At 57.6% G+C, this 19,402-nt stretch carries 17 protein-coding genes; 11 read left to right on the top strand and 6 right to left on the bottom strand.

Going from position 1 to position 19,402, the window contains the following annotated elements:
• Window positions 1–71 precede the first annotated feature (71 nt).
• Both P1L41_RS05550 and P1L41_RS05545 read left to right on the top strand, forming a co-directional pair.
• Window positions 72–317 (top strand): antitoxin VapB family protein, encoded by a 246-nt coding sequence (locus P1L41_RS05550; RefSeq protein WP_276297877.1) that lies wholly within the window; start codon window positions 72–74, stop codon window positions 315–317.
• A complete protein-coding gene (locus P1L41_RS05545; RefSeq protein ID WP_276297876.1) occupies window positions 314–709 on the top strand; it encodes a PIN domain-containing protein in 396 nt (131 codons plus the stop codon). Before P1L41_RS05550 ends, P1L41_RS05545 begins: the two co-directional genes overlap by 4 nt.
• A 122-nt stretch (window positions 710–831) precedes the next feature.
• Here P1L41_RS05545 and P1L41_RS05540 read toward each other — a convergent pair whose 3' ends face one another.
• On the bottom strand, window positions 832–1,758 hold the full coding sequence (locus tag P1L41_RS05540; RefSeq protein WP_276297875.1) for an ADP-ribosylglycohydrolase family protein: 927 nt from the start codon (window positions 1,756–1,758) through the stop codon (window positions 832–834).
• Between the two features lie 123 nt (window positions 1,759–1,881).
• On the opposite strand from P1L41_RS05540, the gene P1L41_RS05535 reads away from it, so the two are divergent.
• From P1L41_RS05535 to P1L41_RS05515, 5 genes are all read left to right on the top strand, one after another.
• Window positions 1,882–2,286, top strand: a complete 405-nt coding sequence (locus tag P1L41_RS05535; RefSeq protein WP_276297874.1) for a MarR family transcriptional regulator — start codon at window positions 1,882–1,884, stop codon at window positions 2,284–2,286.
• A gap of 312 nt (window positions 2,287–2,598) precedes the next feature.
• Window positions 2,599–4,515: a PD-(D/E)XK nuclease family protein gene (locus tag P1L41_RS05530; protein WP_276297873.1), complete on the top strand. Its 1,917-nt coding sequence runs from the start codon at window positions 2,599–2,601 to the stop codon at window positions 4,513–4,515.
• On the top strand, window positions 4,508–5,416 hold the full coding sequence (locus P1L41_RS05525; protein WP_276297872.1) for a PD-(D/E)XK nuclease family protein: 909 nt from the start codon (window positions 4,508–4,510) through the stop codon (window positions 5,414–5,416). The genes P1L41_RS05530 and P1L41_RS05525 overlap by 8 nt, the downstream gene beginning before the upstream one ends.
• The gene (locus P1L41_RS05520) at window positions 5,413–8,850 is read left to right on the top strand and encodes an ATP-dependent helicase (RefSeq protein ID WP_276297871.1); all 3,438 of its coding nucleotides are present in this window, start codon (window positions 5,413–5,415) and stop codon (window positions 8,848–8,850) included. Before P1L41_RS05525 ends, P1L41_RS05520 begins: the two co-directional genes overlap by 4 nt.
• Window positions 8,851–8,963: 113 nt before the next feature.
• Window positions 8,964–9,425 carry a hypothetical protein gene (locus tag P1L41_RS05515; RefSeq protein WP_276297870.1) on the top strand — a complete coding sequence of 154 codons (462 nt, stop codon included), beginning with the start codon at window positions 8,964–8,966 and terminating at the stop codon, window positions 9,423–9,425.
• A 21-nt stretch (window positions 9,426–9,446) separates the two neighbouring features.
• Here the strand turns inward: P1L41_RS05515 and P1L41_RS05510 are convergent, their stop codons facing one another.
• The 4 genes from P1L41_RS05510 to P1L41_RS05495 are packed head-to-tail and all read right to left on the bottom strand — an operon-like array spanning window position 9,447 to window position 14,897.
• A complete protein-coding gene (locus tag P1L41_RS05510) occupies window positions 9,447–10,502 on the bottom strand; it encodes a hypothetical protein (protein ID WP_276297869.1) in 1,056 nt (351 codons plus the stop codon).
• Window positions 10,502–10,990 carry a hypothetical protein gene (locus tag P1L41_RS05505; protein ID WP_276297868.1) on the bottom strand — a complete coding sequence of 163 codons (489 nt, stop codon included), beginning with the start codon at window positions 10,988–10,990 and terminating at the stop codon, window positions 10,502–10,504. The genes P1L41_RS05510 and P1L41_RS05505 overlap by 1 nt, the downstream gene beginning before the upstream one ends.
• Window positions 10,991–11,034: 44 nt before the next feature.
• Complete coding sequence (locus P1L41_RS05500; protein ID WP_276297867.1) at window positions 11,035–12,819, bottom strand: HEAT repeat domain-containing protein; 1,785 nt, start codon at window positions 12,817–12,819, stop codon at window positions 11,035–11,037.
• Window positions 12,816–14,897, bottom strand: a complete 2,082-nt coding sequence (locus P1L41_RS05495; RefSeq protein ID WP_276297866.1) for a vWA domain-containing protein — start codon at window positions 14,895–14,897, stop codon at window positions 12,816–12,818. Before P1L41_RS05495 ends, P1L41_RS05500 begins: the two co-directional genes overlap by 4 nt.
• A 336-nt stretch (window positions 14,898–15,233) precedes the next feature.
• Between P1L41_RS05495 and P1L41_RS05490 the strand changes: the two genes are divergently transcribed.
• Window positions 15,234–16,799, top strand: coding sequence for an ATP-binding protein (locus P1L41_RS05490; RefSeq protein ID WP_276297865.1), 1,566 nt, complete (start codon window positions 15,234–15,236; stop codon window positions 16,797–16,799).
• Window positions 16,800–16,948: 149 nt separating this feature from the next.
• Here the strand turns inward: P1L41_RS05490 and P1L41_RS05485 are convergent, their stop codons facing one another.
• Window positions 16,949–17,314, bottom strand: coding sequence for a hypothetical protein (locus P1L41_RS05485; RefSeq protein ID WP_276297864.1), 366 nt, complete (start codon window positions 17,312–17,314; stop codon window positions 16,949–16,951).
• Window positions 17,315–17,574: 260 nt separating this feature from the next.
• On the opposite strand from P1L41_RS05485, the gene P1L41_RS05480 reads away from it, so the two are divergent.
• Genes P1L41_RS05480 through P1L41_RS05470 form a run of 3 tightly spaced genes read left to right on the top strand, consistent with a single transcriptional unit; the run spans window position 17,575 to window position 19,353 of the window.
• Window positions 17,575–17,883: a DUF8065 family protein gene (locus P1L41_RS05480; protein ID WP_276297863.1), complete on the top strand. Its 309-nt coding sequence runs from the start codon at window positions 17,575–17,577 to the stop codon at window positions 17,881–17,883.
• 3 nt (window positions 17,884–17,886) lie between these two features.
• Complete coding sequence (locus P1L41_RS05475) at window positions 17,887–18,495, top strand: hypothetical protein (protein WP_276297862.1); 609 nt, start codon at window positions 17,887–17,889, stop codon at window positions 18,493–18,495.
• A 60-nt stretch (window positions 18,496–18,555) separates the two neighbouring features.
• A complete protein-coding gene (locus P1L41_RS05470; RefSeq protein ID WP_276297861.1) occupies window positions 18,556–19,353 on the top strand; it encodes an SWIM zinc finger family protein in 798 nt (265 codons plus the stop codon).
• Window positions 19,354–19,402 lie beyond the last annotated feature (49 nt).

The following is a 19,402-nucleotide window of genomic DNA, read 5'->3' as shown; positions in this document are numbered from 1 at the left end:
GACACGGTGATTACATCGGTCATTTGAGTATCGGGGAAAGATTCAAACTCGTTGTATACGACTGTATACATATGGGGACGAAATCTATTCGACTTGACGAAGATGTCTATGAGCGTATAAAGGCTCACAAGCGGGAGAATGAGACCTTTTCTGAGGCTATCGATCGTCTCACGAGCGAGTACTCGCTGTTAGATTTTGTGGGCGGGTACTCGGATGAGGATGCGACCCGACATCGTGAGCTGCTTGACGATGCAGAGGAGGAAGCAGTAGCGGAACGACGTGAGCGGTTAGAACGAATGGGCATCTCGTCTGAATGATTCTCGATACGGAGTTTCTTATTTCCTTGCGAGCTGAGGAACCCGACGCAGTTGAACTTGCAGCAGAGTTGGAAGCAACTGGTGTTCCGACACGTATCCCTACAATCGTCATTCAGGAACTGTACGTCGGAGTCGGCGCTGGTGCAGACGAAAATGAGAACGTCCGTGCGTATGAGGCACTCATTGCGAATAAGCCAGTTGTCGAGCTCGACGAAAATATTTCACGGCGGGCCGGCGTTCTCGAAGGACAGCACCTCACTAGCGACACGAAACCATCGCTTGGCCCTGGAGATGCAATCGTCGCGGCCACTGGTCTTGTGCATAACGAACCCGTCGTGACTAACGATGACGACTTCGACAGTGTCGACGGCTTAACCGTCGAATTATACTAAATCAGTCTTCCTCCTGTTTCTGGAGGATCCCTACCAATAGGCTCTATATTTACTAGCATCTGTGCGTATACCGAGCTAGTGTTGGTTAATACGATTGCGAATCCACCCAAGACTACCAGAAATCATGCATTAGAACCCATCTCTGTCATGGCGAGTGCTTGCGCAAGCAGCTCCAAATCATCTCGGTATTCCAGTGTGTCGAGCCACTGGTCGGGAAGTGCGTCGGCTCCGAAACGCGCTCCCGCTATCGCGCCTGTGACTGCGCCGAGAGTGTCCGTGTCACCGCCGCGGTTCACAGACGCGGTGATGGCTTCCGCTGCATTGTCAGCTGTGAGGGCCTCGTACAGCGATGTCTGGAGCGTGTGGACGACGTATCCGGTGTTCTCTAACTGATTTTCGTCGACGACGTCGGGCACGAGGCGGATTGTTTCGACGAGTTCGTCCGGTGCAGCGCCGTCGATGCGTGCGATCGCGTCGGTCACCGGGTCGTCGGTACCGTTGAGATACCCGGCGATGGTGTGGTTGAGGAGAACGCAGCCGTACTGACATCGCGGATCGTGATGCGTGATAGCGGAGGATTGCTTGCTGACGCGTTCGAGTGTGTCCGACTCGTCAGCGAACGCGATAGCGTGTGGGGCACACCGCATGATGCTGCCGTTACCAGCATTTGAGCCTTCGGCGCGACGCTGCCAGACTTCGCGGCCGGCGTCGCGCCACGATGTCCCGGTCTTGTATTCGCTGATGGCGTCGGCGGTCATGAGGCCGACATCGAACGGCCCGTCGTCGTACCACTCGGCGAACCGGTCGGCGATATCTTCCCCGTCGAATGCGGCCTGCTCGGCGAGACTGCGAGCGATGCATAGAGCAAGGTCCGTGTCGTCAGTCACTGTCCCGGCGGGTTTGCCGTGCGTTCCGTGCCCAACCATGTCGGTGAGCGTGCCGTGCTGCTCCGTGATCTGCTCGGGGGAGCGAAACTCGACGGGCCGGCCTAACGCATCCCCGCAAGCAAGGCCGAGCAGCGTTCCTTTCGCAGCATCTGCGGAAACCATTGGATGTCTCCTGCGTTACGTTGGCAGCTACTTGTACCCCGGTGCAGGAACAAGCGACCAGATATTGTCGGTTGAGGATTGCCACTGGATTATTGAAGTTTCGGTGAGAAGCCGAGGGTACTCATGCCGATTCGTCTCGATATGCGCAACCCCGATATTGACGTCGAACCGGGAACAGCGAAATCGGAGATTGTGGTTTTCCTCTACACAAACTTGGAATACGGGTACAAACCCGAAGAGATTGCCGCTGAGCTCGATCTCACAGATGAGACGACGACAGGTATTCTAAACGAACTGTGCGAAGTGGACTACGTTGGACAAACTGAGAACGGCTACTATCATGGCCTGCGGAGCCAGACGCCGCTTCGCCGATATACGTCGAGCGTTGCACAGACTAAGCGTATGTTTGATCAACCTGCTGAGGTCGATACCCAACCGGAATTCAATGTAGAGAGTGTCAACGAAGCGAAGTTGGACGCTGAAGTCGAGAGATTAGAGCAGGAACTGGAAGACGAGCTGAAGCGCTGATCTGAGATCCGCTCTGAACGGCTTTCTTGCGGGTGTTCCTCACCAGGGCGCGTTATCAGAAATAGTTCAGTAGCCGACGGTTTAATCATCAAGTTGGACTCACACTGCGTATGGACGTTTGTCTGCCGCGTAACTCCCGTATTTTTCTGCGAGGGCACGTTGATGAGTGAGCAAGCAACACTGGACGGGGAACTTGTTACAGTCCCGTTCGGGCAGTCAGAGACGGAATCAGCAGTTCGGGATCGGTTTCGAGCGTTGCGTGACGAGTACGGGCCTGAGAACGTGCTTGTGCTGACTGGTTCGCCGACCAGTATGGGGACGTTCGAGGACCTTCTGCGTGATGAGGTCCCGGGGGCGGGTGTCCCGCGTGTCTCGTCGCTGGTCGTGCACGCGACGGATGTCGTGAACATGGTGACTGATGAGACGATCCTGTCGGACACGTTGCGTCGGGAACTCGTCCACCGATTTCTCGCGGACACAGAGTGGCAAACGGAGTATTTTCAGCGCGCAGCGGAACTTGATTCGTTCGCGGGTGATATCGCTCAGCTCATGGAAACAGCGACGTGGCAAGATGTCGATCTTGACCGGACGCCTGAACTCATAGAGGTGCAGTCAGTAATCGACGAGTTCCACGCGTGGTTGGCCGAACACGACCATATCGAACGCGGGCAACTCATCTCGACAGCGCTCGACCACTTGGCTGATCCCGATGACCGGGACGTTGTCGTCGATGTCGACGCCGTGCTGGCCGTTGAATTCGAGGAGTTCTTTCCACTCGACCGGCGGTATTTGGCGGCGCTGACTGCGGAACTCGATCTGGTCTGTGTGCGTGAGCAGGATAGCAGCGTCCGCCGGACAGGTATCGAGACTGGCCCTGTGACGGAGCACGTGTCGCTAACGGCACGCGAAGGAGAAGCATCATCGTCACCGTCGTCTCGGCCAGAAGCAACAGCGCAGTACCTAGCGACCGGGAGAGTCCCTATCGACCCGGGTGCAGGGGATGTGACAGTGTTACACGCCGAGTCCGGCGAAGCACAGTTAGACGAGATTGCAGATGAAATCGAGCGGTTACGGGAGACACAGGGGTGGCAGTACAGCGACTTCGCGGTGGCGCTCGGTCACGGTGGCGAGGCTGTTTCGGAGACGATTCACGCGCTCACGCAGGCTGGTGTGCCGACAGAGTCAACAACTGTCACCGGGTTCGGTGACGATCCGGCGATCCGTGAGTTACTGCAAGTCACGAAATACTACGCAGTTCGGGCCGAGACGGAAACGGAGTTCACCGTCGACAGTGGCGCTGTCGATGAGGGGTTGCTCTCGACGATTCAGGCTGAAGAAGACACGATCGCGGATGTGTTGCGGCGGTGGGCGACTGCGTCGGGGTTGAAGGACCGGATTGCGTCGCGGGCGTCGCCACTGGACGCGCGGTCGCAGTTCGGGAACGTTCGCAGAGCGTTTGCGATGGCGGAGTTCCTCGAAGACACGGCGTTCATCGACGCGTCGTGGCCGGTGTACGCGGAGATGCTGGAACGCGCCCACGAGCACGCGGAGTCAGAGACCCGAACGAGCGCCACGGACTTAGACGGCGGTGTACGTGTCGACCACGTCCAAGCGGTGAAAAACGGGTCGTGGCGGGCCGTGTTCATCCCTGACGTTATCGACCAAGCGTATCCAGGAAACCCGTTCTTAACCCGGTTGTTCCCACAGGAACGCGTGTTGCAGATGCCTGATTTCCCGGGTGTGACTGACGTGACCGCGAGTGAAGTCCAGGATACGTTCCGGACGAACTCGACGGCGTCCAGTCAACCGATAACGCAGTATCACGTCGAACAATCCCGGCGGCGATTAGCAATCGGGGCGAATGCCGCGTCACAGCGCCTGTATTTTTGCTTGTACGAGCACGAGGACGGCGCGCTCGACGAGAAGGTACAGCCATCGCGGTTCCTTACTGACGCATACCGGCAGTTGCCGTGGGTTCAAGATGAGTCTGAGAACGCGATTCGCAGCGAGCGACGCGCCGAGGAATTTGTCCTGTCCCGAGTCGACCGAGCGTTAGCTGACGTGCGGCGAACGCAGAGCCGCGACATGACGGTGTCCCTCGACGACCTGTCGGGTGATCTCGGTGAGATTCACCGCGTACTTGGCGAGAGCGGGGAGCGCGGTGAGGCAATGCGGGAGGCGTTGCAGGCTCGCGTCGACTTTGCAGCCGGGAGGGTCCGCCGTGAGTGACGTCGTGTCCGTGTCGCCGACGCGGCTAGCCACGTATGCCACGTGTCCGCGGCAGTACGAGTACAGTTATGTTCAGGATGTTTCTTCGCCAGACGAGACGAAGCTGTATCTCAACCAGGGGAAGGCGTACCACGAGATGATCGAGCGCGTCTGTGACGCCGCGGCTCGTGACGATGACCCGGCCGTGATTTACGAGCGCGCAATGGACGTGTTCGGTGACACGTGGGCCAAGCACATCGATCCGGATGACTACGCGTCGAAGGCCCACCAGGAGTATCAGCGCCGGGAGACGCTCGCTGGCCTCAAATCGTTCTTCGACCCCGAGGATGGTGACGGGATCGAACACGCACAGCACTCCGTGACGACGGAGAAGCGAATCCAGTGCGAACGCGACGGCATCGGGCTGCACGGGTACACTGACAACGTGCTTCGTGATGGTGACACGCTGCATCTCATCGACTACAAACGGAATGTGAGGGGAGTGCTCGGGTCCTGGAGTGCTGACAGGCTCGAAGAGCACCTGAACGAGGAAGCTCACGAAGCTCAACGCGTCAAGAACGCGTTCCAGACCGCTGCGTACACGGAAGGCATCAAAGACTCGTCACTGTACGAACCGGGGATGTCCGTTCGCTTCAGCTTCTACGGATTGTTGCACTCGACGGAAACACAGAGCACGCCGGACGGCTACACCGTGACGGCGAGTGGGCGGGCCCGGGAAACGACGGAAGCGTACGAAGAGTACTACGACACGATTTGGGACCTCATTGGAGCCGCGCACGAAGGAATCACGACCGAACGGTTCGCCCCGGACCCGTTTGACCTCATCCAGGCGGAAGCCTGTGAGGACTGTGACTACCAGTCGATGTGTGCCGAGTACATCACCACGGAGGTCCAGCAATGACCAGCGAAAACGGCGACCTGCCGGCGTGGCTCCCTACTATCGAGGAGGACGTTGACCCGAAGGACCAGCAAAAGAAGATTATCAGGTCGGACGAGTACCCGATGCGAGTGTTGGCGGGTGCGGGGACCGGGAAGACGTTCACGATGGTCCGGAAAATCGAGCACCTCATTGACGAGGAAGGCGTGTCCCCGGACCGGATTCTTGCGTTGACGTTCACGAACAACGCGGCCGATTCGATGCAGGAGAAACTGCAGGAGAAACTCGGGACCGCCGGCTACGACATCGACGCGTACACGTACCACTCGATCTGTAACGCGATTCTGAAGGATTACGCGTACACGGCCGGGATCGACCCGGATTTCGACGTGGCAACGGACGCCGAAAAGTACGCTGTTGCACTGGAGGTACTCGACGAAATCGAGTACCGGGCAGTCAAGCCGAACGTCTACGGCCCGAACTCACACGGGAGCGGTGCAGCTGACGCACTCACCGGCTTCATCAGCTCGATGAAACGCAGCGGCATCGACCCGGACGCTATCGACGCATACCTCGGCTCGGCTGACCGACTATACGATCTCGCGGACATCCCCGCGACCATCGAAGACGCCGCGAGCGAGAACCTCGGTGGGCGGTCCGTCTCTACGGTACTCGACGGTCTGCCGGCAGTCAGGGAAGCGCTGGTTGAGGCACGTAAATATATCGGCGAAGACGGCGTTGAGGCTAGCATATCGGTTTTCCTCGATGGTGCCATCGCGGTGTGTGACTCGCTTATCGCGGCGTTCGAAGCCGCCGAGTCTGGCGACCGTGACCTGCCGGAGAACGCGCACAAGATTCCGAAATACCTGTTCGGCGGGTACGCCAGTGGCGCGCCGAAGGGTATCCCGGACGTCGGGCTCGAACTCCCTGAGTATCTCGCTGACTTCCTTGACGATTGCTTGCACGCTCGTGACCTCGTCGCCGGGTACGCCGCGTACGAACAGGAGCTGGTCGATCGTGGACTGCTCGATTACGACGACCTGGTCGTCGAGACGGTCAAACTCTCACAAACTGATGCGGTCGACGACATCGCGGGCCGGTGGGACTACGTGTTTTGCGACGAGTTCCAAGACACCGACCGGCTGCAGTTCGACCTCGTCACGTCGCTTGTCACCGACGAGAACCTGTTCGTCGTCGGTGATGACGACCAGGCAATCTACGAGTGGCGCGGGGCGAACGTCGCCAACATCACGAACGAACTCGACCGTGAGTTCGGTGACGCACTTGCGGACGAACCACTTGAACAGAACTTCCGGTCCCGACAGCCAATTTTGGACCTCGCAAATGCTGCGCTTGACGAACTCGACGAGCGGAAAAGCGACAAGACGCTGACGCGCGTCGACGAGCCGGCGTACGACGGCGACAGTGTCGTCACTGTTGAAGAAGCTGAAGACGACGCTGACCGAGCGGACCAGTTCGTCACCGTCGTGCAGAACCTGCTGTCAGGGACTGCCAGTGAGATTGACCGGGCGTACGATCCTGGAGAGATCGCGTTGCTCGTTAGGAAGAACAAGCACGCTGAGCCACTCGTCGAGCGGTTCGAGGACCTCGGGATTCCGTACGAGGTAGCCGGCGATCTGGCGACGGAGTCGGTCGGTGTCGGTACGGTCATTGCATATCTTAAAGCGCTTGCTCGACCGGCCGAGGATGAGGTCAGCTGGAACCGCGTGTTGACGATGCGGTACCGGCTCTGTGACGCGGACCTGCGTCACCTCAACACGCGTGACGAGATGCTCCTCACAGCCCTGCTGGAAGCGCCGTTGTCGGAGTTCGACGAGCCTGACCGGGTCGAAACCGCCAGAACCCACATATCGCACCTGCTCGAACTGCTGGACAGTGCATCACTTGCGCGGCTCTACCGCGAGATAAAGGACGTAACCGACATCGAGTGGTATCTCAGCGAGCAGGACCGCCGAAGCCTCGATCAGTTAGAAGACGTCATCGAGCAGTTCGGTGACGACGCGGTTCAGCCGTCACTGACCGGGGAATTCGTCGAGGCGCTCAGACATCACGACGAGGTGTTCGCCGAGAACGGTGGGACGCCGACAGACCAGCCGGAGTTAGCTGACGACGCGGTGAACGTCATGACGATTCACAAGAGCAAGGGCTTGGATTTTCCTGTAATTCTCATGCCGCGCTTGACGGCCGACGAGTGGGGGCCGCGTGGCCGATCGTACGACGCGCTGGAAGCCTCACTGACTGACGGCCCTGAAGCGGCGTTCGCACAGGACTTCGTCGCCAATGATGCCCGGGAAACGCGACGTGTTCTCCACGTCGGCCTGACACGTGCCGAAGACGTGCTCGTCCTGCAAGGATCGAGCGAGGACGATGACGCGAGTGACGAGTCGATGCAAGACTTCCTGCGGGAAACACTCACACCGGGACTGCCGTGGGAACCGGATGCCGACCACCTCCCTATCTGGCAGGACATCCAGAACTGTCTTCCGCCAGAAGCCGCCGACTGGACCGAATCACTGGCTGACACCGTTCTCGGAGACCTCGGGGGGACGGTAACCCACGACGGCAACATCATCACCCTCGAATCTGCACGAGACGAAGTCCTCACACTCGGTTCCGACCTGGCAGCAGGAGCTGTGGAACCTACTGCACCGTCTCGACTCACGCTTGAGTCGCTTAGCGGCCCGCCCGAAGTTGCTCCGGAGATCCAGCACAGCTATACGTCGCTCAAATCGTTCGAAGACTGCCCGAGGCAACACTACCTCGATTACGTCGTCAATGCGTTCCGTGATTACACGCCAAGCGATGCGGCGTGGACAGAGAACGACACCGGCCCGTCACAGCAAACCGTCGGGATACTGTTCCACGACACGGCCGAAATTGCGGCCGACGAGAACGCATCGTCACCGGCCGAGTGGTACGAGATTTGTGAGCGACTCGCTAATCAAAAGCGGGCCCACGACGCACTCCCCGACGCGAAGGCGTGTATTGATCGGTACTTCGAGCTCGACCTCAGCGAGTGGGACGTCGTTGACGCGGAACGCGAGTTTGGCATGGACATCGATGGCGAGGAAATCGTCGGGTACATTGACGCCGTCTATCGCAGACCCGACGACGAACTCGTCGTTATCGACTACAAGGCCACGCAACGCGAACGCGACATCGAAGGCAACAGGCAGCTACCACTGTACCTGCTCGCGTGCCGTGACCTGTACGACGAACCAATCCACAGAGGCGGCTACGCGTACGTCGGACCGCTCGGTCCGAAGGTCGAGACCAAAACGTTCTCCGAGAGTGACTTGCAGGACATCCAGCATGAAATCGAAGGCTTGCTTTCGACTATTAGTGATCTCACATACGACGAGTTCGTTGCAGACACGCACTGCCAGTGGTGCACCCACAACGAGCTACCGTGTGCAGCGTCCCTCCCGACAGAATGAGCATAGCAGTGTCTCGCCCATCGCTTCAAAACCACGGAGGGGTGACGATATGACAGTTGTGTAACCGCGATCTACAGATAACACTCTTATTATTGGCTTTAGAAGGGACTGGTATGTTTGACTCGTCTACTTCGCCGATAACGGTTTTCGAGATTGCTCCGAACGGGAGTGGGGGTGAAATATTCTGGATTTACGACATAGAGAAGCCCGATGAATTTTTCGCAGGGTGTGAAACAGTAGATGACGCATCAGAACGTTTGATTGAGTCTGATAGAAGTCCTGATGAGCAGATTGAAACATGCGGCTACACCCTCGTTTTGGATCACCCTGAAGATCCACCGTCGACCAGCTCACTCACGATTCCAGAGGGGCCGCTCGTTTTTGAGGCAGTGAAAAGTGATGGTCAACATGAGCGGTACGAGTTCTACAGAATCGAAGATCCGGAGGATACGTTCGGAGATTCCTATGGAGACACGCAAAAAATGTTTGACTCGATTGTGGACGCAGGTATCGAACCAATGTTAGAGTATGGTGATGTTTCACTAACATTCCAACGGCCATACGGAGCGTTGTAATTGGCTGTCCCCTAACCGAGTTTACTGACGCAGAGCGTGAGCTTGGACAATTGGCTGGTCTCGTTCTAAAATAGCAGCCAACTTCTCACTTCGCGTGTCGATATCAATTTCCTCGTTTTTCCAGTTACGCTCGCTCTTCCCATCCCACACGCCGTAGAGCGTTGCCCGTGGAAGAACGAGAACACCAAAGAGCACGGCGAGTTGGTACAGCAGCGTCGCAATCTGACCCCATGTTCCGGTGAGTCGCCGTGGGAAATCAATGCTAAAGTCGACGTGGACGGCCGGGACTTTCCGTTCGCGTGCTTCGTCAACGAACCCGTAATCGTTCGAGAAGAGGATTTCGCCAGTGGGTTTGTCGGCATAGTACTCGGCACATCCGTCGATGATGTTGGTATCGCCGGTCCCGGTCGAGATAATGTCGTGTGGTCGCGTCTCCCGTAATCGGCGGTATTCTCGCAGTCCGAGTCGTGTCTCACGATTGTCTTCGGTCGGCTGTCCCGCGAGGCGCTCGTATTCAGGACCGAACGCGTCCGCTAACGCTGAGGCTGGCATGGCGTTCGTGCCATACCGGTAGCTGATGCTCAACTCCGAATCGACGCCTTCGAGCAGTGCGTATCCGTTGACTGGTGCCCGGCCACCCGGTTTCGTGTGTAACACCGGGTCGATACCGAGGACGTCGTGCATCCGCCATGGCAAGAGATTCGTGTCGAAGCCAGCGTACCGCGGCGGGTGGCCTTCTTGTAGATCCTGGTACCCGTACCGAGTGATGAATTTATCGAGCTCCTCACGATTCTGAATATCGAATATGCCGCTGGCAGTGACAGCTTTGACGTACGCCGCTTCATTCGGGAGTTCTTTCCTAACTGTCGGGCCGTGTTCGCGTTCAATCTCGTCGAGTGCGTCTTCGTACGTCACCGCACCGGTAGTCATGCTGACGGTACTGTCCGTAGCGTCGCCGAGGTCGATTCGCAACAGCTCACCGATTTCCTCTGCCGGGTGAACGACTGAGAACGATTCCTCGCCAAGCTCGTACAGCCCGTTCAACAGAAGCATCAGGTCCTCGTGTGCGAGTTCCATCAGAGGATCTCCGTGAAATCGTACAGTTTCGCCGCTGTGCGTGGAATCTCGGGGTAGATGCGGCTGAAGTAATCGCTCGATTCCAAGTAGAAGTAGAAGATGTGGTCGACATCGTACGTCATGCCGGCGTTGAACGCGATGACGGACATGAATTTCCGCCCGGGCGTGACGTCGACGGCAACGTTCGCAGCCGCGTCGTGTGCCTCAGCGATCGCGTCCTGGAAGTGTGTGGCGATTCCCTGGAAATCCGTCTCGTGACCGATGTGTCCCGTTTCAATCGTCGGACTTTCGACGCCGTACTGCTCAAGCAGTGTCCGAGTGAGCACTTTCGTATCCGAGAGTGCATCCCCGAGCCCGGGATTATCAAGAAAGTACACTGTGTCAGGGATGAACTTGGAGTCGAGCCCATCCCCGGCACACGCCGCTGCAATCGGATTCACCATCGCCTCTACGGTGGTACTGCCAGAACTCACCCACACATTATCCATCACACCCATCACCAAGCCAAAGTATCATAAGGGTTCCCCACACGTCACTCCTCGATCCGTGAGAGCGCCCACGACGCCCGTTCCCGGACCGCTTTATCATCGTCTTTTTCCAGTCGCGCTTCCAGCGCGGGCTTCTTCTCCGCGGCGCGAAGGTACCCGAGCGCCCAACACGCGTTCTCCCGAACCGCCGACTCGTCATCAGTCAGCAACTCGACAAACGTCGGCGTGACGCGCTCGACAGCATCCGGGAAGTCCTCGGCCACGCGCGCAAGTGTCCCACTCGCATTGACCCGCGTGTACGCATCATCGACTGTGAGGAGATCGGCGATATCGTCGACATATGGTTCGATGACATCAGTATGGATCGCTGCGACCTCGAACAGTAACGCAACCGCGTTATTCCGGAGCCGGTGGTTCTCAGCGGTCAACAAGTGTGCAACATCATCAACGATATCCACGGCGAGACTCGGTAATACCTCAACACACCGACCAAGAGCCGCGATCGCACTCATTCGAACAGCATCTGATTGTGACTCGTCGAGGACGACCGTCCCGAGCAGTTCCACAACCGGGGTGACAGCGTCCGGGTGCTCGCGTGCAACAGCTGCAAGCGCAGTCACGGCGTCGGCGATCCCGTCAGCACGATCCTCGATAACTGTCGCTAGCCCCGGAACAGCATCGACAGCATCACTCGGATCCGCCGACGCGATGTGTGCAACACACGCAGCAGCCTCTCGACGCGCGGATACACGCGTAGAATCCAGATACGACGTGATCTCGTTTACCGCGGGTGCAATGTCATCCGGGTGCTGATCCCCAATCGCGCTGAGCGTCGCTAACGCATCGGCCGGTGAGACCAACTGCGAGTCGTGCATCAACGATCGGAGAATCGGGATCGCTGGCGTGCAGTCGCCGGGACGCACAGTTGCGATGGACCGCAGCGCTCGCACGGCCTCTCGCTGCTGAAGCGAACTCATCTCCTCACAATCGATGAGAGACAGCACAGCAGACACACGGACTGCGTCAGGGTTGGCCGACGCCGCTCGTCGAAGCAGCGTTGCCTCTTCGGCCAGCGAGTCCGCCTGCATCGTGAGCGTCGCCACTGTCTCAGCCGTGATGTCTACCAGCGAGACCTGTTCAATCGCGTCCATCGACACGATGAACTTGTCAGTGCCTGGTTCGAACGGTGTACAAAGCGCACCAGGCGCTTGCGACGGTTCCTCTAAAAACACTGCATCGACCGAGATATTCGATAGCAGTGCTGTAGCCGTGTTGTCGTCGTTCGTGTACGTGAGTTCGAAGGCTGGTGCCTCACGGTTCTCGCTGAGCCATGAGGAGAGATGTGACGCATCAACTGGTACCACACCAGCCGACGTTGGCCGGCCACCGTCTGTCACGGGCTCGTTGACCCACGGCAACGCCGGGTCGATATCGCCACGCGTGACCGCCGGCACGAAGTCCCACGCGTGATAGTGCGTCCATCCATCGACATCGCTCAAGTCGAGATCATCGATGGCGATGTACTCGTCAGCATCCGGGTGCAGGTCAGCGATCAGTGAGAGTCGTTCACGTCGCGTTGGGAACTGTTCGTAATACCCGTCGGGTTGCTTCGAACCGAGCCACTCGTCCCACGCATCGCTGTGCCGACCGACGATATCGACGACGCCGGGAATCGCTGCTTCATCCGCAAGCGACTGGTTCCCGATCGCGTACACCGCGTGATCGGTTTCGTGTGCGAGGTGCCGAACCCACGCTAACGGCACCGCTTCGTGCCGCGGGTGAGCGTTCACATCAACGGTCCAGTCACGGTCGAACGCGAAGACGATCATGACTCGTGAACCTCAGTGGGAGCGTCCGCGTGTTCCCACAGCGTGTCGAGGAGTTCCAGTTCCTGCTGCAGCGACGCGTCGTCTACTGCGTCCATCTCGCCTGCGAGGTACTCACGGAGGTCAGCGAACCCACGGGCGTACTCATCAGGGACAACCAGCGGGACGGATTCGCGCTCGTGTTGCCCGCGCTCATCGTGGAGCAACCAGTCGTCGACACCGGTTGCGCCATCAGCACGGTCGTGGACGTCTTGAGCCCACGCTCGAAGTTCCCGAGCGTACCGAGCCAGCGACACGGCCTTCCGCACGCCGGTGTGCGCGAACGTTTCAGGCTCGTCAGGCATCGTGACGGACACGCGTTCTGTCTGCTTACTCCCATCCCGTTCCGTCCATGACGCAGTGAGCTCGACATCACCATCTGGCCGCGTTTCCGACAAGCGAACTAGGATGACACCACCACGGGCTTTCCCATCTGCCTTGGCCGAGGGAAACAGCGTTGAGACATGCATCAGCTGGTCGCTCGCATCGTCCGCCGACGGTGACCCGTGAACGGCTTCAATCTCGTAGCCGTCTGCATCGAGCTCCAGGTCGAGATCGTACACCAGCGGCGTCACCATATAATCGAACTCGTCGCCGAGGCGCTGCTCGAACTCATCGGCCGAATGGATGAAGTAATGATTCGCCCCGCGAATCCCTGACAACGCATCAGCCAGTTCAGCGTTCGTATCCAACCCCATCCCGACGAACGTCGTGTGGATACCGTCCGCAGCAGCAGCTTCGAACAGTTCCGTCAGGCCACTTTCACCAGTCTCACCGGTATTCGGCATCATGTCGGTCATGAACACCACGCGGCGCTCGACGCCTCGACTGGATTCCCCATCCACCAGCATATCCATCGCTGCTTCAAACCCATCTTCCATGTTCGTACTGCCACCCGCTGCGATCTCACGGATGTGTCGTCGAATAGCAGGCATGTCTGTCGCCCCGACATCCCGAAGCGGCTTCGCAACGTGCGCCCGGTGATTATAAAGGACGACACCGAGTCGATCCTCGGCGTGCAGTTGCTGCGTGAGTGCGCACAGCGACTGCGTTGCCGCCGCCAGTTTCGTCTCACCAGCGGTGTCGGCCTCCTTTTTGCGGCCCTGCTCGTCGTAATAGTACTCATTGAACGGACTGGACATCGAACCCGACACATCCAGCACGGCAACGAGATCGAGCCGCGGCCGGTCGAACTCGGACACGGACAGCGTCGAATCGAGGCCAACTGAGAGGTACTGTTCGGTGTCACCGGTCAGTGGATGCGTGCTCACCGCAGCGGCGTATCGTGGCGCGAACAACGCGTCCGATGCAGTCCGTTCACCGGTCTCGAAGCAGTAGTCATAGAACAGCCCCTCGTCGCTGATGGCCTCGGGTTCAGGCGTGAACCCGTTCGCAACGTTCTCGCGGAAATTCACCACGTCTTTCGCACCACCAGCAGCAAGCCCGACCGTTTCAGACGCCATGTCGTTCATCGCCGGAGCGGACTGCACGGACTCGTTCACGATTGGCTGTGATTCGGAGCGGAGATCGACCTCGTCGAGATGCCGGTCACACGACCGGCACACGTAGTCGGGTGTATCGATCGTCTCCGTCGGCCGCTCTTGCTCCATTGTCTGCCAGTCATCAACGAATTCGGCCTTGACGTCAACTGCCTCGACAGACGAGGCAGCATCGATGATACCGAACACATCGTCGATTCCAAGCTCTGTAACGGCTGCCACGACAGCACTGCCGACGGTATCGATGACTTGCCCTGGTCGAAGCTCACCGCCGCATGCAGGGCACTCACCGATCGGTGCGTGGGTCCCGTCGATCGGTGCCCCACCGAGTAACTCCGAGAGATGGTACGTTGCCCCCGTTTCGAGATGACAAAGAGAGTCGCTGTCCGGCGTTGCAATCACTGAGAACTGTTCGCCGGACTGGTCAGCAACGAGTACCCGCGTAACATCCGTGCCGTCGGCGTTGATCGTTCGCTTGGTTATGAACTCGACTTCGATGTCGATTCGCGCGCCGGGCCGTACATCCGTGTATATTCCATCCATAGTTTTGCTTGACTGCCTGTCACCCGGACAGCCTGCGGGTTTCCGACGACGATACACTCGCCCCCCGTGCCTGCAAGCAAATTACCACCATCGCAGTGGTGCTTTTGCGTTATCTACACCCAACAATATGCCCTTTATTGCTATAAACCCTTCGACAAAAAGCAATATAGGGAACCAATCACATCCAATAGATACATTCCAGTGCCGATTAACCCAAGTGCCTGCGGCCAATAGTACAGTCAGACACGACTAACATGCAGACAACCACCACTGTGACGTCGAGAAGACAAGCGGAACAATCATTGCGACGCCACTCCACGACAAAACAACTGTATTATGCCTATTGACGCTGGTGACGCCTTGGTCGAAGCACTTCACGACCACAACCCGTGGTGGGACCAAGGAACCGATGTATTCGACCTGCCAACCCGGCAGAAAAGCGACTTCTATCATCTCGCCAGACCAGAGCAGCAAGGCAGTCAGTTTGAAGATCAATCCATACTCGCGCTTGTCGGTCGACGTGGCGTCGGCAAAACTACGCTGCTCCATCAATTCACCCATCACAGAATCGCAGACGGCGACGCACCGGAGCAATTCCTCTACCTTCCATTCGACGCCAACCCACTCTACCAACTCCAATCAGACGAACAGCTCCGACGCGCCGTTCGATACTACGAAAGCCGCATCCACGGCCGAACCGCAGACAACAACCCACACTTCATCCTCATAGACGATATCCACCAAATCGAACACAGCAACAAACCAACAATCGACGGATGGGGCACCGGAATCCCAAATCTACTCGAAGACACACCGGACCGTCATCTCGTCATGACCGCAAGCGCCGGCGTTCAAATCAAACGGGAACTCGCCAACACAACCCTCGAAGCGGACCAATACCAGATCCAACCCGTTCTCCCGGAGAAATTCCGCGATTACCTCTTCACTCTGTATCCAGACTTAGAAAACGAGGAAACCCGCGTGAGTCCCACCTCGCTGCGACGCGGTGAACACAGTCTCCCCGCCGCACTCCAAAGCGGTGACATTGACCCACTTATCGAGGAGTTCCGACGGAAATACGACCAAGTGGCAGACGTCGAACGCCGCATCCAATCACAAGTCGTCGACTACCTCTCGATGGGCGGCACCATCAGTTACGAACACGATGGCGTTGTCGAATCAGCAACCGACCTCACCGCCGACGACTACACGCGCCTCCGCGAAAACGTCCAAAACGCACTGTACCAGGACGTCCCCGGCTTCGAATCAATTCAAACAATTGCAGACCTCGAACGGTTATGCGCGTTGGCCGCTCGCAACCGTGCGGCCGAATCCTTCCGATATCAAGACCTCGTCGAACTATTCGACGTCGACCGCCGCACCATCGCCGACAGTTACCTCCCCGCCTTAGCCGAACTGTACCTCCTCACCGGCGTTACGGAGTACGATAACAGCCGCCCGCGCGGTGTCAGACTCTACCTCCGCGATACCGGCCTCGTCACCGCACTCGCTGACGGCAACGCATCCGCCGTTCGAAACGATTTCCAGCGAGAGGCAGAACTCGCCCGCGTCGCAGCATTCGACCACACGATGCGATTCGCCTACGGAATCAACGCTGCACAGGGGAACGACCCTACACCGAGTGTCCAGTACTGGCGCGGCCGGCAAGGCGAAGTCGACTTTGTCTTCGAGATCGGGGAGACGCCAATCCCAATTGGGCTCGCATATCGCTCGCGCGACCGGGATGAAGCGCTTGCTGCTATCCAGGAGTTCCAAAATGAATACGACACGCCAGTCGGCTTCCTCCTCGCAGGCGATACTGTCCGAGGCTCGAAACCAGTCCAACAAGTAGACGATAATATCCTTCAGTTGCCGTACTGGTTGTATCTTCTACTCTGTTAGATGCACAACCACAGTCAGAGGATTCCATACCGCGATTCATATACTCACTCTTCGCACTCTCTATCGATCATTACAGGTGAATCACTGAACAAACCACGTACCAAGCATCGGGTGACTGATCGCCTCAAGGGACCCGTAGGTCGCCCGGTTCACTCGCTATAGTCGGATTCGTTGGTAGCCGTCGATTCGACCGGGAAGACCTGCGTGTCAGGTGCGTCGAGTGGGCTGTCCGAGCCGGTCAGCCACACGGTGAGGTAGACGACGCAGGCCGCGATGACAGCAATGGGAAGCTGGAGAGTGAAAACGCCGTAAATGAGTGTGACGATGATCGTTGCGCGAGTGGCCGTCTTTCGGTTGGTACCTCCGTAGTACGTGAATATTGCGACGACGAAGGACGCGATCGCAACGCCCGTGCCGAGAAGGAGTTGATAGGTGACAATCACCGAGTAAAGGAACGCAGTGACACCAAGCAGGACGAACGCTGCTACAATGTGGACACGTTTCAGGGAGGGCATGCAACTGATGTTCTCCACGATATGCTAAAAAATGCGTGTTCTCAATTTGGATAGAGACTGAACACCGCAACTGCAGTACTAAATACGCACGAACACTGAGCAGTCGATTCATCAGAAGTAGCGTTGAAACCAACCACCGTTGAGAGCAGTCCGGATATTACACGCTAATTACACCATTTCTAATTTCGTCGATGCTGTTGTCATGACAAGGATGGCTAGTCACAACAGTTATTCTATCGCGCTCCCAATATCTCTTCACAATGGCGACGGGGAACGACAAAATCCAGTTTCGGGGGGAAACAGAGAAGCAGGCAAGCCAAATCGTTGATCAGATGCGGCTTGGGGGTGTCAATCTTAGTGAACTCGCTCGGCGGGGACTTCGTGAAAAACTGCGTGAGACGCTGTCGGATGAAGAGAAGATTCAGATCCACCAGCAGTACAGAGAGGGAGAGATCTCTGAAGATGTCGCTCGTATCCTCATCGGAGATGGGATTGAAGAAATCGAGCGAGAACGTGCAGCATTCGAAGAGGCAACTGAACTGGATACCGACGGCGTGTACCAATCCTAACCGATGGGGAGTGGGACACGCCATCCAGTCCTCGTTGATACGGATGCGCTCATTGCTGTCGCAAACACAGCACTCTGGCCGAAAATCACTGAGACACTGAATCTGACGACGACGAACGTCTGCGTACAGGAACTCAAACGACACGTTCAGGAGACCCCAAAGTACCCATTGGATGGGAGTCGTGAACAGTGGATTCGGAACGGGAGCGAAAACGCCCTGGTCCCGTTCGAAGATGACGCCAACTCGTCGTTCACTGTTGTCTCTAGCGTCCCCCGACCACATGGTGAAGATGCAGGAGAGAAATCATTGCAACAAGAAGTGTCTCAACAGCCAGGTGCGTACACGTTCGCTGTACTGATGGACCGAGCGGGTCGAACGGCTATCAACCGTGAATTCGACCAGTTGGACACGGAGGGAAGGGCCGTCGCACCACCGTTCCTCCTCTATCTCCTGTTTGATGCGGATGCATGTACGAAAGAGGAGTTCTGCCAGGCTTGCGGAGAGCTACTGAAAGGAGAGGGGTGGACAGGATATCAAGCAGTGCAGGCTGCTTGGGAAGCAATTCCTGTCGATTGTAGCGAGTTCCTTCCGGATGACGTTCTACCCACCTGAGTCGGCTCACCACCACCCGACATCAAAATCGAATTCTACGTCCGCGTCGAAAGACGAGATATGAACGTTGAGAGGGAAGCGATTGAGAACAGGAGTACGGATGCAGTCCTCGAACGCGGGAAAAACTACCGTGACGAGGGACGTATTCAGCAACTGGATCGGTTCGATAATCTCGTTACGGCGACCGTCTGCGGCTCGAATCTGTACGACGTGACTGTCGAATTCGACGAGCAACATATCGACACTCAGTGTACCTGTCCGTACGACGGGAGCGGCGACTGCAAGCACGTCGTCGCAGTGTTACTGGACATTGCCGCCAATCCACCACAGGATGAGAGTGACCGTGTCGAGGCAGTTTTGGACGACCTGTCGGCCGACGACCTGCGTGACTTCGTCCGGGATGCACTCGCCGAACACCCCGAGTTACGCGACCAATTTCTTGCGCGATTCGGCGACGACCACAAATCGGTCGACGAGTATCGTGAAGAAATCGCGCAATTGTTGGAACAGCATGCCGACCCGGTCTTGTTCGAGGCTATCGACTTCTCACGGTTTTTCGAGATTGCTGAGCAGTACCGGGACCGCGACCGGCATTTGGCCGCTGCGACCGTCTATCGAGCGGTGTTTGAGGAGATCGACGAGAAGTACAACTTGATCGACGGTGCTTACGACCACTACGCACGGACCATACAGACCGCAATCGATGGATACGCCGACTGTATTCTTGCGACGAATCCAACTCCCGAGGAATTCGACACGTACGCCGGCGTGTTAGAAGAGCGGGCAACGACAGAGCCCCGAATCAACGACGAACAGTTCTGGCGCGCACTCGACGATCTTGAAGAGCGATACGAATGAGCGAGCTATCGGATTGATTCATAATTGAGAGCGGAAGCGGAACAGTAGC

Origin of the sequence: Haloarcula ordinaria (assembly GCF_029338275.1) — an archaeon.
Taxonomy (GTDB): domain Archaea; phylum Halobacteriota; class Halobacteria; order Halobacteriales; family Haloarculaceae; genus Haloarcula; species Haloarcula ordinaria.
The sequence above is the reverse complement of the archived record's forward strand: the minus strand, read 5'-3'. Positions and strand labels throughout refer to the sequence as shown.

Coding starts and splice junctions, on each gene's coding strand:
- P1L41_RS05520 (WP_276297871.1), top strand. CDS start 5,413: ATGACCAGCGAAAACGGCGACCTGCCGGCGTGGCTCCCTACTATCGAG.
- P1L41_RS05485 (WP_276297864.1), bottom strand. CDS start 17,314: ATGCCCTCCCTGAAACGTGTCCACATTGTAGCAGCGTTCGTCCTGCTT.
- P1L41_RS05550 (WP_276297877.1), top strand. CDS start 72: ATGGGGACGAAATCTATTCGACTTGACGAAGATGTCTATGAGCGTATA.
- P1L41_RS05530 (WP_276297873.1), top strand. CDS start 2,599: ATGGGGACGTTCGAGGACCTTCTGCGTGATGAGGTCCCGGGGGCGGGT.
- P1L41_RS05515 (WP_276297870.1), top strand. CDS start 8,964: ATGTTTGACTCGTCTACTTCGCCGATAACGGTTTTCGAGATTGCTCCG.
- P1L41_RS05545 (WP_276297876.1), top strand. CDS start 314: ATGATTCTCGATACGGAGTTTCTTATTTCCTTGCGAGCTGAGGAACCC.
- P1L41_RS05540 (WP_276297875.1), bottom strand. CDS start 1,758: ATGGTTTCCGCAGATGCTGCGAAAGGAACGCTGCTCGGCCTTGCTTGC.
- P1L41_RS05500 (WP_276297867.1), bottom strand. CDS start 12,819: ATGATCGTCTTCGCGTTCGACCGTGACTGGACCGTTGATGTGAACGCT.
- P1L41_RS05505 (WP_276297868.1), bottom strand. CDS start 10,990: ATGGATAATGTGTGGGTGAGTTCTGGCAGTACCACCGTAGAGGCGATG.
- P1L41_RS05510 (WP_276297869.1), bottom strand. CDS start 10,502: ATGGAACTCGCACACGAGGACCTGATGCTTCTGTTGAACGGGCTGTAC.
- P1L41_RS05495 (WP_276297866.1), bottom strand. CDS start 14,897: ATGGATGGAATATACACGGATGTACGGCCCGGCGCGCGAATCGACATC.
- P1L41_RS05470 (WP_276297861.1), top strand. CDS start 18,556: ATGAACGTTGAGAGGGAAGCGATTGAGAACAGGAGTACGGATGCAGTC.
- P1L41_RS05475 (WP_276297862.1), top strand. CDS start 17,887: ATGGGGAGTGGGACACGCCATCCAGTCCTCGTTGATACGGATGCGCTC.
- P1L41_RS05535 (WP_276297874.1), top strand. CDS start 1,882: ATGCCGATTCGTCTCGATATGCGCAACCCCGATATTGACGTCGAACCG.
- P1L41_RS05480 (WP_276297863.1), top strand. CDS start 17,575: ATGGCGACGGGGAACGACAAAATCCAGTTTCGGGGGGAAACAGAGAAG.
- P1L41_RS05490 (WP_276297865.1), top strand. CDS start 15,234: ATGCCTATTGACGCTGGTGACGCCTTGGTCGAAGCACTTCACGACCAC.